Raw genomic sequence first — 14,172 nt, 5'->3', positions numbered from 1 at the left:
GGCACGGGGAGAAAGAGGTGGGGGATGCGCGAGGCACGCCGCAGACACCGCCTTCCCGTCCGCTCAGCGTCCGGACGGGGCAGCGTCCCGCGGCAGCCCCAGAGGGTCGTCGGCCGGCCGGCGTCAGATCAGCTGACGGACTCAGCCGAGGAGCTCGACGTCGAGTTCACCGAGGTGGAAGGCGCGTACCGCGGCGAGCAGTTCGTCCTCGGACAGCTTGCCGCTGCCGTCGGTGTCGATCTGCCGGAAAGCGTCGCGGGCCTCCGCCTCGCCGAGGCCGAGCACCTGGAGCCAGGCGGCGAACTCGGCGCCGTCGATGACGCCGTCACCGTCGCGGTCTGCCAGAGCGACGATGCCCTTGGTGACCGGACCCATCACCGGGTTGAAGGTCGCGGCGCCGCCCTTGACCACCTCACCGGCAGCCTTGAGGAACTGCTCGCGGCTGAGGGGACCCTGCGGCGTGGTGCCCGCCTTCCGGGCCAGGTGCTCGAACATGGCGATGAAGCCGTCGCGCAGCGCGACGGCCTTCTTCGAGTCGGGGGACTCACCGAAGGCACGCGCGATGGTGGCTGCCTCGGTGGTGAAGTCCGAGGGCTCCAGCACTCCGTCGCCGTTCGTGTCCCACTTGTCGAATCGCTTGGACAGACGCTCCTGCGCGACGTTGCCGACTGCCATGGTCATGGGTCGTTCTCCTTGTTCCTCAAGGTGACGTCCGGACGGGCGTCCGGACGCGCCGTCCCCGGCCGGGACACGGATCACGTGTCTTTGCCGGAGGTCTGTGTGGGCGTGGTGCGTCAGAGCCGCACCACGCGTCGGCCTTCCGCCGTTCCCCGGGTGTCCAGCACCGGGCAGGTGGCGCCGTCCCAGTCGGCCGACCGGTAGTCGGAGTGCTCCTGAAGCAGCACCACCAGGTCGGAGTCGCCGAGGGCCCGCTCCCGCGACGGCTGCCGGGGGACCGATACGCCGTCCACCTCGAACCGTTCGACATGCGGGTCGTGGTAGGCCACCCGGGTCCCGTGGGCGAGCAGCGCGCGGGCCACGGCGTAGGCGGGTGACTCCCTGGTGTCGGCGATGTCGGCCTTGTACGCGACGCCGAGCAGCGTGACCCGGGCCCGCGCGGGGTCCTTGCCCGCCGCGACGAGCAGGTCGCGGGCGCGGTCGGCGACGTGCTGCGGCATCGCGTCGAGTACGGCGCGGGCGGCACCCAGGGTGCGGAAGGTGAAGCCCTGCTCGGCGGCGCGGGTCATGAGGTAGCGGGGGTCGACCGGGATGCAGTGGCCGCCAACGCCGGGGCCCGGCCGGAACGCGGAGAACCCGAAGGGCTTGGTGTCCGCGCAGCGCAGCACGTCCCAGATGTCGATGCCGACCCGGTCGCAGTAGACGGCGGCCTCGTTGACCAGCGCGATATTGACGTACCGGTAGGCGTTCTCCAACAGTTTGGCCATTTCCGCCTCCCGGGTTCCGGAAGCGATGACCACCTCGTCGACGAGGCGTTCGTAGAAGGCGGCGGCGTGCTTGGCGCAGAGCTTGGTGCAGCCGCTGACGATCTTCGGCGTGCTGCGCAAGGTGTGGCGCCGGTTGCCGGGGTCGATGCGCTCCGGCGAGAACGCCAGGTGGAAGTCCTCGCCTGCGCGCAGGCCGTACGCCTCCAGCAGGGGCCGGACGATCTCCTCCGTGGTCCCCGGGTGGCTGGTGGACTCGACGCAGACGAGCATGCCCGGTTCGAGGCGGCGGGCCACGGTACGGACGGCCGAGATCAGCGGTTCCAGATCCGGTTCGCCGGCCGGGGTGAGCCCGGTCGGAACGCAGATGACGACGGTGTGGGCGCCCGTGAGGATGTCGGGGTCGGTGCTCGCGCGGAAGCCCGCGGCGCGCATCGCCTCGATGTCCTCGTCGTGGATGTCCCCGATGTGGGAGCGGCCCCGGCCCAGGCTCCCGACGACGGTGGCGTCGATGTCGTGGCCGACGGCCGCCAGCCCTGCCTCGCAGGCCCGGCGGGCCAGCGGGAGGCCGACGTAGCCGAGACCGACCACGGCTAATTCTGTCAACATGCGTCCCCCATGTGTCCGGTGTGTCCCCTCGCGGTCCGGCCGTCAGCCGCTGAAGCTGCCGCTGCCGGGCACCACGTGGGAGCCGTGGCCGGGGGCGACCGTGACGGACGGCCCGAGACAGAACGGGTCGCCGTAGACACGCACGGGCCTGTCGGTGGCGTTGGTCAGCACGTGCGCCGCGGTCGGCAGTTTGTGGCAGCCCATCGGGTTCTCGTACACGGCCAGGGGCTGCACCTCTGTCCGGAAGACGGTGACAGTCCCCTCGGCGGCGGTCGCCGGGGTCTGGAGGAGGCCCAGTGCGGCGCTGGAGGCGAGGACCAGGGTGACAAGGGAACGTCGCAAGAGAGCTTCTCCGTAACTTGCCGGGTCGCAACGTCCCCCTGTTGCGAAGGAGTTGAATTTCAAATTCCGTTTGTTTCTCCAGGATTGCATGCGATTCAGCAAGTCAGTGCCGTATATTCGGAAACTCCCCTGTATGAGTGAAATCTTCCAGCTCAGCGCGGGGAGACCGTCGCGCCGGGCGGCGTGCCCGCGCCCACGGCGTCCACGGCCCAGGCGGTGACGGTGCGGCGGCAGATCTTCCCCGTGGACCGCAGCGGCACCCGGTCCAGCACCAGCAGGTACTCGGGGAACTTCCGCCGCTCCAGTCCTTGGGCGCCGAGGTGCGCCGTCAGGGTGCGCAGGACCGGCGCCGGGGCCCCCGGCACCGGCCGAACGCACGCGCACAGCCGTTCCCCGAACTCCTCGTCCGGCACCGGTACGCACACGACCTCCGCGACCTGGGGATGGGTGCCCAGCTCGTGTTCCACCTCGGCCGGGCTGATGGTGTAACCGCCCCGGATCACCACGTTCTTGAGCCGGCCGAGAACCCGCAGCCGTCCCGCCTCGTCGAGCGCCCCCAGATCGCCGGTGCGGACCCAGCCGGTGGCCGTGCGGTAGCGGGCGTCCAGTTCAGGAGCGCCCACGTAGCACAGCGGGGTCATGGGGCCCTTGGCCTGGATCTCCCCGGGCTCCCCGGTAGAGGCCGGGGAGCCGTCCGGCCGGACGATCCGGATGGAAGCCACCGCGGTATCGGGGGTGCCCGCGGTGTTCCCGGGCGGGGCGCCGGGAGCGGCGGTGTGGCAGTTCACGCCGTCCGACGAGCCGTACACGGTCACGACCGGCACGCCGAACCGTTCCCGGCAGGCGGCTTCGGTGGAGAAGGGCAGCGCGGCGCCGCTGGAGACGACAGCCCGTAGGGAGGAGGTGTCCTCCCCGGGGAGGCGCGGCAGGTCCGCCATCCGCCGCAGCATGGTCGGCACCCCGAGCACATGGGTGGGCCGGTGATCGCCGACCGCCCGGAGCGCGTCGGCGGCGTTGAAGCGCTCGCGCACGATGAGGGTCCCCCCGAGCGCCGCCAGCGTGACCGGGACACCCAGCGAGCCGTACGAGGAGGCCAGCGGGACGAGGACCAGGAGCCGGGGCGGTTCGGACCGGTGGCCGGTGAGGGCCCGTACGTAGGCGGCTCGCCCCCCGGCCATGGCCTGGTGGCTGTAGGCGACCAGCTTCGGCTCGGCCTCGGAACCGGAGGACACGAGAATTCGTGCCGGAGCGGTGGCCTCGGCGGGGGGTTGGTCCGGTCGGACCAACCCGTCGGGCACGGCCCCGTCCAGCCGCCATGCGCCGGCCGCCACCGTGTGAGCGGTGTCGGCCGCGCTGTCCGGAACCGTGAACACGGCTCGCAGCCAAGGTAGTTCGGCCGACGCTTCGAGGTCTTCGCTCTCGCTGAAGACGGCTCCGCCCGCCCTGGACCGAGTGAGGAGCGAGAGGGTGTCCCGGATCCCGCCCCCCAGCGGGTAGGGCAACGCGACCGCGCCGAGGGCGTAGACGGCCAGCTCCGTCGCCGCGGCGAGGCGCCCGTTGGGCAGTCTGAGGGCGATCACGTCCCGGGCGCCGAGCCCCGCCTCGGCGAACAGGGCCGCGATGCGCAGCACCTCCGCGTACAGCTCCCCGTAGGAGACGGTGCCCTGTCCGTCCACCACCGCGTCGCGGCCGGGGGAGGCGAGCGCGTGTCCCTGGAAGAGGGAGAACAGGTCGGCGTCGGGGCACAAGCCCCGGGCCTCCCACGCCCTGCGATCGGCGCGAGGGACCCGGTCGGGTAACTCCAGGCCGTTCCGGGAGCGCCAGGGGGCCTCGTGCACCGTGTGCGTCGCGTTCACCGGGCATCCTCCGTGAATTCCCAGGGTGTGGCGGGACGGGCGTACGGGAGGTGGTCGTCCGGCGGCAGGACGGCCCGGACGAAGGCCGGGTCCCTGGCGAGGTCCGACAGGTCGGTGCGGACGGCGACGGACGCGAGCCCTGCCCTCCGCAGCTCGGTCAGCCACTCCTCCGTCCCCCGGGTCCTCAGCCGCTCCTCCATCGGTGCGGTACCGGTGGCGCCGAAGGTCCGGGCCACCTCTCGGGGGCGTGCCCGCGCCTCGGCTCCCAGGTACAGCAGCCCGTCGGCCGTGGGCAGCGGACGGTCCAGCGGGGACAGTCCGACGCGCCGGACCGGGCGCGGGACCAAGGCCGCCGCGGAAAGCAGCGACGACGTGGCGTGACAGCCCCGGTGGGTCTCCTCACGCGCGAGGAGACCGGCGAGCACGGCCTGCGCCAGGACCAGACCGCCCAGCACGTCGGTGACGGTCATCAGGGAGGGGGCGGGTACCTCCCCGGCGGGGCGCAGCGCGGCGGCGAGGCCGCCGTGCACCTGGGCCAGGTAGTCGGTGCCGATCGGCGGGACCGGGCCGAGAGCGGTGCCGAAGCCCGAGGCGGAGGCGTACACCAGGCGGGGGTTGACAGCGTGCAGCGCGTCTGCGTCCAGCAGGAGGCTCTCCGCCTTGCCGGGTGCCCAGTTGTGCAGGAAGACGTCGGCGCGGGACACCAGCTCGCCCACGGTCTCCCGCCCCTGGCGGGTGGTGAGATCAGCCTCGACCACGGACTTGCCGTGGTTGAGCGCGGAGAACCGGACCGAGCAGCCCCCGGCAACAGGGGGCAGACCGCGCATGGGGTCGCCGCCGGGGGGTTCGACACGTACGACCTCGGCGCCGAGCAGCCGCAGGACGTGGCCGGCCATGGGCCCCTGGATACGGCGGGCCGATTCGATCACCCGCACACCTGTCAGCGGCAGTACGTCTCCGTCTCCGCAGCTCCTGGCTACAACCTGGGGACGGTGGGACACGTGGGCCGAGGAGGACGGTTCGACCACCCAGGGGGCCAGGCCGGCCGGCGCCGTCGTCGTCTCCCCGACCTCGGCCACCGACACGCCGTGCGCGGCGCCGACCTGACGTACGGCTGCCAAGGGGTGCGCCCGCACGGCGGCGCGGAGTTCCGCGGGCAGGGGACAGACCGCCGTTGCGAACCGAGTCTGGAAGGGCAGCCAGCCGCGCCCCGCCACCCGGGCCGGCACGCCCAGCCGGTACCAGAATCCGCCCCAGGCCAGGGGGTCGAGCGTCTCGATCTCGATGAGTGTGCCGTCCTCGGTGGTGAGGGTGGCCAGCCCCGTGCCGCTTCCGGGCGGTGTCCTCGGAGCGCCGTCCGTGGTGGCGACGGCGAGGTACTGGGTGACTGCCAGAAGCGCCCCCTGGGCGAGCGAGGTGCCGGTCCGCAGCGGCGGTCGCCCGCGTCCGCGGGCCAGCAGGGCTGCCGTGACGCCCTGAGCGGCGAGCACGCCGGTCACCGTGGACACGTAGTCCACGGCGAGCGGCGCCGGGGCGCCGGTGGCCAGGCCGTGCACCTGCATGACGCCGCACGCGGCCTGCACCGCGTGCTCGTCGCCCGCGTCGATCCCCACCGGCCCTGCGCCGCCGATGGCCCATGCGGACCTGCCGATGCGACAGCGTGGGGGACCGAGCGTACGGCCCAGCAGCTCCTCGGCCACCGACATGGCGGTACGGGTGGCCGCGGGCGCCGGCCGGGGCCCGGCCTCCTCGGACAGGCTCACGTGCGCTGACCGCCTCCCCCGCCTCGCTGCCCCGTGCCCTCTCCGGGCATCGGAACGATCTTTCCGCCGGAAGAACAGCGGGAGGGCGGCCGGGGGCACGGGGAAGGCGCCGCTTCATCCCCAATGGCTAGGGTTCGCAGGGCTGTTTGAGCGGGCCGGCCGGCCGGACCGGTTCAGGGCGCGAACGAGGGCGCCGGGGCCTGCGCGACGACTTGCCTGGGCGGGGTCAGGCGGCGCAGCAGGGCATGGACCGCCGCCTCGTCCGTAACGGATGCCGTGCCGAGGATCAGCTGGGCCAGTAGAGATGCGAAGCGGTTGTCCGGCTGGCGGAGCAAGGGCTCGCCGCCCTCCCACAACGCCGCACGGAGCCGTTCCGCCGTCAGTTGCCCGTCGCCCGCCGATGTGATGACGAGGAGCCGGGCGAGGCGCCGGTCCAGGGGGGTCGGCGTCCAACGGCCCGCGGCCAGGTCGTCGGACAGGTCCAGGGCCGGCTCACCGAAGGAGGCGGCGGGCTCCGTGCGGTCGGTGGGGGTCGTCATGGGGCGGTGCCGTGGCCTTCCGGTGAGCGCCGGGCCGCGGCGGCGGCACGGCGGATGGTGCGGGGCGGCGGTGCGGGGCGGGTGGTCCCCGCCGGGAATGCGAAGTGGGCGCGTGCTCCGCCGTCGCCGGCCGGGAACACGCGCCCACGGCACCGGAGGCGGTGCGGAGAGGTCGCGACGGGGGTGGCGCGACCATCCGCTCCCGGAGTCCCGCCGTCAGAGTGAGGGCGGGACCGGGACCGCACTTCGGTGGTCCAGGGGGGTCAGCTCGCCGGCGTGGTCCGGCGGCCGGTGGCGGCGCGGAGGATCACGGCGAGGGCGACCAGGACGATGCCGAACCAGACAACGCTCGTGACGCCCACCCGGTCGGCGAACAGGCCGCCGATGAGGGCGCCCAGGGCGATGCAGGTGTTGTAGGCCATGGTGTTGAGCGACATCGCGGCCTCGAAGGTCTCGGGCGCCGCCGAGAGCGTCATGTTGATCTGGCTGAGCTGGACGACGCCGAAGGCAAGGCCCCACAGGACCATGGCGGCGATCACGCCGATGTCGTTCGTGCCGATGGTCAGCAGCATGGCGAGCGCGGCGATCATGACCAGGCCGCCCACGATGAAGCTGCCGCGCAGGCTCTTGCTGACGGTCTGGCCGCCGATGAAGTTGCCGATCGCGCCGCCGATGCCGAAGACGATGAGGACGACGGTGATGAAGCCGACCGTGGCGGACGTACTTTCCTCAAGGTAGGGCCGGACGAAGGTGTAGGCACCGAAGTGGCCGAGGACGAAGAACACGACCATGACCAGGACCACGCGCAGCTGCACGTTCTTGCCGGGCAGTCCGAAGACCTCCCGGACCGAGACCGCGTTGGCCGACGGCAGCGAGGGGATCGTGAAGGCGACCGCGAGGAACACCAGAGCGCTGAGGCCGGCCCAGATCAGGAAGGTGGTGCGCCAGTCGGTGGCGCTCTCCAGCAGGGTGCCGAGCGGGATGCCGACGACGGTGGCGATCGAGATGCCCGACATGACGACGGCGGCGGCCCGGTTGGCGTGCTTCTCCGGGACGATGCGCATGGCCATGCTGACGCCGATGGCCCAGAAGACGCCGCTGGCGAAGCCCATGATCAGGCGGGTGCCCAGGATGAGCGGGTAGTTCGGGGCGATCGAGGTGATCAGGTTGCCTACGGCCAGGACGGCGAGCAGTGTGGTCAGCAGCCGGCGCCGGTTGACGCGCCGGGTCCATGCCACGATGAAGGGCACGCCGAGACCGGCCGCCACACCCTGCGCCGTGACCATGAGACCGGCCGAGCCCACGGAGACCCCGAGGCTCTCGCTGAGCGGGGTGAGCAGGCCGATCGGCATCAGCTCGGTGGTGAGGAAGACGAACAGGCTGGCGGTGATGGCGGCCACACCCAGCCATCCCCGGGCCGGGGACACCTGCTTCTGCGGCGCCGCGGGCGTGTTTGTTTCTTCTTGAATGGTCATGTCATCTCTCCGGATGTGGTCAGGCGTAGTACGCGAATGCCTCGTGGCGCCGGGGTCCGACGAGGAGGTCATGGCGTGGGGAGGTGCGCCCGCCGTTATCCGCTGCGTTCCTGTTCCAGAGCGGGTTGGTCGGGGAGGTTCGAGACGGTGGTGCGGGGTGGAGCCGGGGCGGTCCCCTCGGGCTTCGGTTTGGGTGGGCGCGGCTGGCCGAGCACGACCGCCAGGAAGATGACGACCATGCCGACGATCTGGAGGGCGGACAGCACCTGGTCCTTGACGAGGTAGCCCAGCAGGGTCGCCACGACCGGGCTGCCCAGCGCGAGGAAGGAGACCGCCACGGCCGGCAGGCGTTCGATGCCCCGGAACCAGACGATGTAGCTGAGGACCGCGCCCAGGGTGATGAGGTAGGCGAACCCTATGACGTTGGAGCCGGTGACCTGGTCGGGAAGGTCTTCCAGCGACAGCCAGAACGGCAGCAGGACGAGACCGCCCGCCGTGAGTTGCCACCCGGTGAAGGTGAGCAGTCCGACGCCCTCCGGCCGGCCCCACCGCTTGGTCAGTGTGATGCCCGAGGCCATGCACAGCGTTCCGCCGACCGCGGCGAGTACGCCGATGGCGTCGAGCGACGACGTGCCCCTGAAGACGAGCAACACCACGCCGCCGGTGCCCATCGCGCAGGCCAGCGCGTGGACGGGTCTGATCCGCTCGCTGAGGAAGAGGGCGGCGAGGATGACGACGAACATGGGCTGTGCCGACATGATCATGGCGGCGATGCCGCCCGGGAGCCGGTAGGCAGCGACGAAGAGCAGGAAGTTGAAGGCCCCGATGTTCAAAACGCCCAGCACCAGCGCGCGCCACCACCAGCTGCCGACCGGAAGCTTCCGGCCGAGGGCCAGCAGTACCAGGCCGCCGGGCAGCGCCCGCATGGTGGTCGCCAGGAGGGGACGGTCCGGTGGCAGCAGTTCGGTGGTCACCAGGTAGGTGCTGCCCCAGACCGCCGGAGCCAGGCCGGTCAGGGCAGCCGTGAGTACATTCTGTCTGTTCGTCATCTTGCCTCAAATCCCGCGGGAATCACCGTGGTTGGCGATGTCCGTCCGTCCGGCTCAGTCGAAGATCGGGTCGCGGTCGCGGCCGCGCTTCAGCTCGAAGAAGCCGTCGACGCTCGCCACGGCCAGTACGCCGTCCCAGAGCGTTCCGGCCGCCTCGCCACGGGGGGCGGGGGTGAGTACGGGGCCGAAGAACGCCAGCGGCTTCCCCTCCGGGCCGGGCACGTGGATCACGGGGGTGCCGACCTCGGAACCGACCGGGTCCATCCCCTCGTGGTGCCGGGCCCGCAGCGGCTCGTCCCAGGAGGGGTCCTCCGCGGCCTCGATCAGGTCGGCGGGCAGACCCGCCTCCTCCAGGGCGGCGCGGATCATGTCGTGGCCGAGCCCGGCCTTCTCGTGGTGGATCAGACGGCCCATGGCGTTGTAGAGGGGGCGCAGCACCTCGTCGCCGTGCCGCTGCTGCGCCGCGACGCACACGCGGACGCAGGCCCAGCCGTCGATCATGCCCTGGCGGTACTTCTCCGGAACCTCACGGCCCTCGTTGAGGACGGACAGGCTCATGATGTGGAAACGCGTTTCCAGCGGCCTGACCTGCTCCACCTCCAGCATCCAGCGTGAGGTGATCCACGCCCAAGGGCAGCGGGGGTCCACCCAGATGTCGGCGACGGTCGTCTCGGAACGCGGTGGCGTGGTGCTCATGGCGGTCGCTCGTCCTTTCAGTGTCACGGGCGCGAGGGCGCGCGCCGGCATGCCTCGGCGCCGTGCGCCCAGGTGCGGGAGTTGGGGAAGAGGGCAACGGAGGGAGCGACTTCGGGCATGCCGGAGGGGCCCCGATCGCGGGCGCCCCGGCTGAGTCCGGCCCGTAGACGTTCCTGCCGTGTGCGGTCGTCACCAGTGTCGGGTCGGTGGCATCAATGAGTCCAACACATGCTTGTCACGTGATGGATCTCGTATCACGATGGATCCATGGAGCTCCAGCAGATGCGGTACGTGATCGCCGTGGCCGAGACGAACAGCTTCACGAGGGCCGCGCAGCGCTGCCTTGTGGTCCAGTCCGCGCTCAGCCATCAGATCGCGCGCCTGGAGAAGGAACTGGGTGCGAGGCTCTTCGAACGCACCAGCCGCCGAGTCCGGTTGACCGCGGCGGGCGCGGCCTTCCTGCCCGCCGCCCGCCAGTGCCTGGACGCGGCGGAGCGGGCCGCGGCCGAAGTCGCGGCGGCCGTCGGGGAGGTGCGCGGACGCCTCGCGGTGGGTCTGATCCCCACCGTCGCCGCCGTGGACATTCCCGCCGTTCTCAGGGACTTCCACCAGCGCCATCCGAAGGCCCGGATCAGCCTCAGTGTGGGAGCGAGCGACGAGTTGGTCGAGCAGGTCAGGCAGGGCGACATCGAGGTCGCCTTTCTCGGCATCCCGGTCACCTCGCGCCCTCGGGGCGTCATGGCCCGGGAGCTGGCCCGGGAGCGGCTGGTCGCCGTGGTCTGCCCGGACCACCCGCTCGCCGGCGAGACCTCGGTCGACCTCCGCCGGCTGGCCTCGGAGGTGTTCGTGGACCTCCCGGCGAAGACCGCCGGCCGGGCCCAGTCGGATCTGGCCTTCACCGCCGCCGGTCTCACCCGCGAGGTCGCCTTCGAGGTGACCAACGCGGACTACCTGGCCCGCCTGGTCGGCGCGGGCCTGGGCGTGGCCCTGCTTCCGCCCGGGTACGTCGCCGGCCTGGCCGGGATGGCCACGATCGAGGTCACGGACGCACCGGCCCGCGCCGAGTACGTGATCTGGGGCCGGGAGAGCCGCACCCCGGCGGCCGCCGCCTTCCTGGAGCTGCTGGGCATCGAGGAGGAGTGAACGCGGGCGCGCGCGGACGAGCCGGGGGCGGCCCGCCCGCATCGGGTGGTGGCCGCCCCCGGCTCCTCCTTGACCGTTCCGGCCGTGGTCAGGCCCGGGCCGCCAGGGCGGGTTCGGTCAGGCCGGAGCCCCGCAGCGCGCGGTGGATCTCCGAGGTCGCCGTGGACCGGTTGAGCGTGATGTAGTGCAGCCCCGGAGCGCCCTCGGCGAGCAGCCGTTCGGCCATGGCCACCGCGAAGTCGACGCCGATCCGCCGGCCTGCCGCCCCGCCGCCCACCGCCTCCAGCCGCCGGGCCAGGTCCGCCGGGAACGTGGCCCCGCTCAGCTCGGCGAACCGGGCGATCTGGCGGGCGTCCGTGGCCGGCATGATCGCGGGAATGATCGGGATGTCGCACCCCGCCGCTACGACCCGGTCCCGCAGCAGCAGGTAGTCCTCGGCCCGGAAGAACATCTGGGTGACCGCGTAGTCCGCCCCCGCGCGGCACTTGGCCACGAAGTGCCGGACGTCGGACTCCCCGTCGGGCGAACGCGGATGGCCCTCGGGGAATGCGGCCACGCCGACGCTGAACGCTCCCGATTCCCGCACCAGCCGGACCAGCTCCCAGGCGTGGGAGAAGCCGCTCGGGTGCTGGATCCAGGGCGCGTTCGGGTCACCCGGCGGATCTCCCCGCAGGGCCAGGACGTCCCGGACGCCGGCGTCCGCGTACTGGCCGATCACGTGCCGCAGTTCGGCGACCGAGTGCGCCACCGCCGTGAGGTGGGCGACCGGCCGCATCGTGGTCTCCGCCGCGATCCGTTTCGTCAGCTCGACCGTGCGGTCCCGCGACGACCCCCCGGCCCCGTAGGTGACCGAGACGAAGCTCGGGGCGAACGCCTCGATCCGGCGGATCGCCTCCCACAGGCGGGCCGCGCCCGCCTCCGTCCGGGGTGGGAAGAACTCGAAGGAGAACGAGGGCGTCCCGGCGGCGAGGAGCTCGCGCAGCTCCGTCATGCGGGCTCCCCGGGCCACGAACCGATCTCCGCCGCCACCTCGGCCCCGTAGGCCCGAAGCAGTCGCTCCGACAAGTCCCAGGGAAGCAGCTTGTACTCCTGGGTGCCGAAGGTTTCGAGGACCATCGTCGCCACGGCGCAGCCCAGTTGGGCCGCGCGTCGGTGGGGCAGGCCCCGGGAGAGGCCCGCCAGGAAGCCGGCGCGGAAGGCGTCGCCCACACCGGTCGGGTCGGTGGGCTGGTCCGTCGCGACGGCGGGCACGTGTTCGGCCGGCCCGTCGGAGGTCAGGATCGAGACCCCGTCAGCGCCCCTGGTGACGATCCACACGCCGACGCGCGCCAGCACCTCCGCCTCGCTCCAGCCGGTCCGCTGCCGCAGCAGCGCGCTTTCGTACGCGTTGGTGAAGAGGAACCGGGCCCCGTCCACGAGCAGCCGGGTCGACTCCTCGTCGAGCCGCGCCAGTTGCTGTGAGGGGTCGGCCGCGACCGGGATGCCGGCGGCGTGCGCCGCCCTGGTGTGGCGGACCATCGCCTCCGGCACGTCGGGGGCGACCAGGACGAGGTCGAGGGAGCCGACGCGGTCCACGACCTCGTCCAGGTCGATCTCCCGGGCCTCCACCATGGCGCCCGGGTAGAAGGAGGCGATCTGGTTGTGGTCGACGTCGGTGGTGCACATGAAGCGGGCTGTGTGGCGCGTGGTGCTGAGCCGGACGGATCCGGTGTCCACACCGCAGGCGCGCAGCCGTGCGTCGTACTCGGCGAAGTCCGTGCCGGCGGCGCCGACCAGCACCGGGGTCAGCCCGAGCCGGCCCAGTCCGAAGCAGATGTTCGCGGCAACGCCGCCCTGGCGCACCTGGAGGTCGTCTACGAGGAACGACAGGGAGATCGTTGCCAGGCGCTCGGGGATGATCTGCTCGGCGAAGCGCCCCGGGAAGGTCGCCAAATGGTCGGTGGCGATGGATCCGGTGACGGCGATGTCCATGATCACATCCCAGCGGCTGCGCGGAGAGCCTCGGCGCGGTCGGTCCGCTCCCAGGTGAAGTCCGGCAGCTCGCGGCCGAAGTGGCCGTACGCGGCGGTCTGGGCGTAGATCGGGCGCAGCAGGTCCAGGTCGCGGACGATCGCGGCCGGGCGGAGGTCGAAGACCTGCGTGATGGCGTTCTGGATCCGGGACCCGTCGGTCTTGGCCGTGCCGAAGGTCTCCACGAACAGACCGACCGGTTCGGCCTTGCCGATGGCGTAGGCGACCTGGACCTCGCAGCGCGAGGCCAGCCCGGCCGCGACCACGTTCTTCGCGACCCAGCGCATCGCGTACGCGGCGGAACGGTCGACCTTCGAGGGGTCCTTGCCGGAGAACGCGCCGCCGCCGTGGCGGGCCATGCCGCCGTACGTGTCGATGATGATCTTGCGGCCGGTCAGGCCGGCGTCGCCCATCGGGCCGCCGATCTCGAAACGCCCGGTCGGATTCACCAGGAGCCGGTAGCCCCCGGTGTCCAGTTTGATGCCTTCCGCCACCAGACCGGCCAGGACGTGCTCCACCACCTGCTCGCGGATGTCGGGGGTCAGCAGGGCGTCGAGGTCGATGCCGCCCGCGTGCTGCGAGGAGACCACCACCGTGTCCAGACGGACCGGGGTGTCACCGTCGTACTCGACGGTCACCTGGGTCTTGCCGTCGGGACGCAGGTACGGAATGGTTCCGTCCTTGCGGACCTCGGTCAGCCGGCGTGACAGCCGGTGCGCCACCTCGATCGGCAGCGGCATCAGGTTCGGGGTCTCGTCGCAGGCGTAGCCGAACATCAGGCCCTGGTCACCGGCTCCCTGCCGGTCCAGCTCGTCTCCCTCCCCACCACCGGCGGCACCCTCGACGCGCCTCTCGTACGCGGTGTCGACGCCTTGCGCGATGTCCGGGGACTGCGCGCCGATGGAGACCGAGACGCCGCAGGAGGCACCGTCGAAGCCCTTCGCGGACGAGTCGTAGCCGATCTCCAGGACGGCCTCACGGACCAGTGCGGGGATGTCGGCCCACGCGGAAGTGGTCACCTCGCCGGCCACATGCACCTGGCCGGTGGTGATCAGGGTTTCCACCGCCACCCGGGATCGCGGGTCCTGGGCCAGCAGGGCGTCGAGCACGGTGTCGCTGATCCGGTCGGCGATCTTGTCGGGATGGCCCTCGGTCACCGATTCGGAGGTGAACAGGCGTTGGGACACGGCGTGGCGCTCCTGTCGTACGGACGTGCGTGGATGGGGACCTCAGGGCCTGCGTCGGGCC

General features: G+C 72.0%; 13 protein-coding genes. 1 reads left to right on the top strand and 12 read right to left on the bottom strand.

Annotated elements, in window-relative coordinates; translation table 11 throughout:
• Positions 1-141: 141 nt before the first annotated feature.
• From ACWDX7_RS07840 to ACWDX7_RS07800, 9 genes are all read right to left on the bottom strand, one after another.
• Positions 142-681 (bottom strand): EF-hand domain-containing protein, encoded by a 540-nt coding sequence (locus ACWDX7_RS07840; protein ID WP_451489220.1) that lies wholly within the window; start codon positions 679-681, stop codon positions 142-144.
• A 113-nt stretch (positions 682-794) separates the two neighbouring features.
• Positions 795-2,051, bottom strand: coding sequence for a nucleotide sugar dehydrogenase (locus ACWDX7_RS07835; protein WP_451489219.1), 1,257 nt, complete (start codon positions 2,049-2,051; stop codon positions 795-797).
• A 42-nt stretch (positions 2,052-2,093) separates the two neighbouring features.
• On the bottom strand, positions 2,094-2,393 hold the full coding sequence (locus ACWDX7_RS07830) for a hypothetical protein (RefSeq protein ID WP_451489218.1): 300 nt from the start codon (positions 2,391-2,393) through the stop codon (positions 2,094-2,096).
• 152 nt (positions 2,394-2,545) lie between these two features.
• The gene (locus tag ACWDX7_RS07825) at positions 2,546-4,249 is read right to left on the bottom strand and encodes a class I adenylate-forming enzyme family protein (protein WP_451489217.1); all 1,704 of its coding nucleotides are present in this window, start codon (positions 4,247-4,249) and stop codon (positions 2,546-2,548) included.
• Entirely contained in the window at positions 4,246-6,012 is a 1,767-nt protein-coding gene (locus tag ACWDX7_RS07820; RefSeq protein WP_451489216.1) for a CoA transferase, read from the bottom strand. Before ACWDX7_RS07820 ends, ACWDX7_RS07825 begins: the two co-directional genes overlap by 4 nt.
• 173 nt (positions 6,013-6,185) lie before the next feature.
• Entirely contained in the window at positions 6,186-6,551 is a 366-nt protein-coding gene (locus ACWDX7_RS07815) for a hypothetical protein (RefSeq protein WP_451489215.1), read from the bottom strand.
• Positions 6,552-6,814: 263 nt separating this feature from the next.
• Positions 6,815-8,026, bottom strand: coding sequence for an MFS transporter (locus ACWDX7_RS07810; RefSeq protein ID WP_451489214.1), 1,212 nt, complete (start codon positions 8,024-8,026; stop codon positions 6,815-6,817).
• 95 nt (positions 8,027-8,121) lie between these two features.
• Positions 8,122-9,075, bottom strand: coding sequence for an EamA family transporter (locus ACWDX7_RS07805; protein WP_451489213.1), 954 nt, complete (start codon positions 9,073-9,075; stop codon positions 8,122-8,124).
• 54 nt (positions 9,076-9,129) lie between these two features.
• A complete protein-coding gene (locus ACWDX7_RS07800) occupies positions 9,130-9,771 on the bottom strand; it encodes a mycothiol-dependent nitroreductase Rv2466c family protein (protein WP_451489212.1) in 642 nt (213 codons plus the stop codon).
• A 267-nt stretch (positions 9,772-10,038) separates the two neighbouring features.
• On the opposite strand from ACWDX7_RS07800, the gene ACWDX7_RS07795 reads away from it, so the two are divergent.
• Positions 10,039-10,914, top strand: a complete 876-nt coding sequence (locus tag ACWDX7_RS07795) for a LysR family transcriptional regulator (RefSeq protein WP_451489211.1) — start codon at positions 10,039-10,041, stop codon at positions 10,912-10,914.
• An 88-nt stretch (positions 10,915-11,002) separates the two neighbouring features.
• Here the strand turns inward: ACWDX7_RS07795 and metF are convergent, their stop codons facing one another.
• From metF to metK, 3 genes are read right to left on the bottom strand one after another with little or no spacing between them, the layout of a single operon-like run.
• Positions 11,003-11,905, bottom strand: a complete 903-nt coding sequence (metF, locus tag ACWDX7_RS07790; protein WP_451489210.1) for a methylenetetrahydrofolate reductase [NAD(P)H] — start codon at positions 11,903-11,905, stop codon at positions 11,003-11,005.
• Complete coding sequence (locus tag ACWDX7_RS07785; RefSeq protein ID WP_451489209.1) at positions 11,902-12,885, bottom strand: carbohydrate kinase family protein; 984 nt, start codon at positions 12,883-12,885, stop codon at positions 11,902-11,904. Before ACWDX7_RS07785 ends, metF begins: the two co-directional genes overlap by 4 nt.
• 2 nt (positions 12,886-12,887) lie before the next feature.
• Positions 12,888-14,111, bottom strand: coding sequence for a methionine adenosyltransferase (metK, locus tag ACWDX7_RS07780; protein ID WP_451489208.1), 1,224 nt, complete (start codon positions 14,109-14,111; stop codon positions 12,888-12,890).
• Between the last annotated feature and the right edge of the window lie 61 nt (positions 14,112-14,172).

Source organism: Streptomyces sp. NPDC003034, assembly GCF_053591375.1.
This window is presented reverse-complemented; position numbering and strand designations above follow the sequence as displayed.

Bases quoted from the DNA above. Each gene is read 5' to 3' on its own strand.
- ACWDX7_RS07840 (WP_451489220.1), bottom strand. From the start codon at position 681: ATGACCATGGCAGTCGGCAACGTCGCGCAGGAGCGTCTGTCCAAGCGA.
- ACWDX7_RS07835 (WP_451489219.1), bottom strand. From the start codon at position 2,051: ATGTTGACAGAATTAGCCGTGGTCGGTCTCGGCTACGTCGGCCTCCCG.
- ACWDX7_RS07815 (WP_451489215.1), bottom strand. From the start codon at position 6,551: ATGACGACCCCCACCGACCGCACGGAGCCCGCCGCCTCCTTCGGTGAG.
- ACWDX7_RS07810 (WP_451489214.1), bottom strand. From the start codon at position 8,026: ATGACCATTCAAGAAGAAACAAACACGCCCGCGGCGCCGCAGAAGCAG.
- ACWDX7_RS07805 (WP_451489213.1), bottom strand. From the start codon at position 9,075: ATGACGAACAGACAGAATGTACTCACGGCTGCCCTGACCGGCCTGGCT.
- ACWDX7_RS07800 (WP_451489212.1), bottom strand. From the start codon at position 9,771: ATGAGCACCACGCCACCGCGTTCCGAGACGACCGTCGCCGACATCTGG.
- ACWDX7_RS07795 (WP_451489211.1), top strand. From the start codon at position 10,039: ATGGAGCTCCAGCAGATGCGGTACGTGATCGCCGTGGCCGAGACGAAC.
- metF (WP_451489210.1), bottom strand. From the start codon at position 11,905: ATGACGGAGCTGCGCGAGCTCCTCGCCGCCGGGACGCCCTCGTTCTCC.
- ACWDX7_RS07785 (WP_451489209.1), bottom strand. From the start codon at position 12,885: ATGGACATCGCCGTCACCGGATCCATCGCCACCGACCATTTGGCGACC.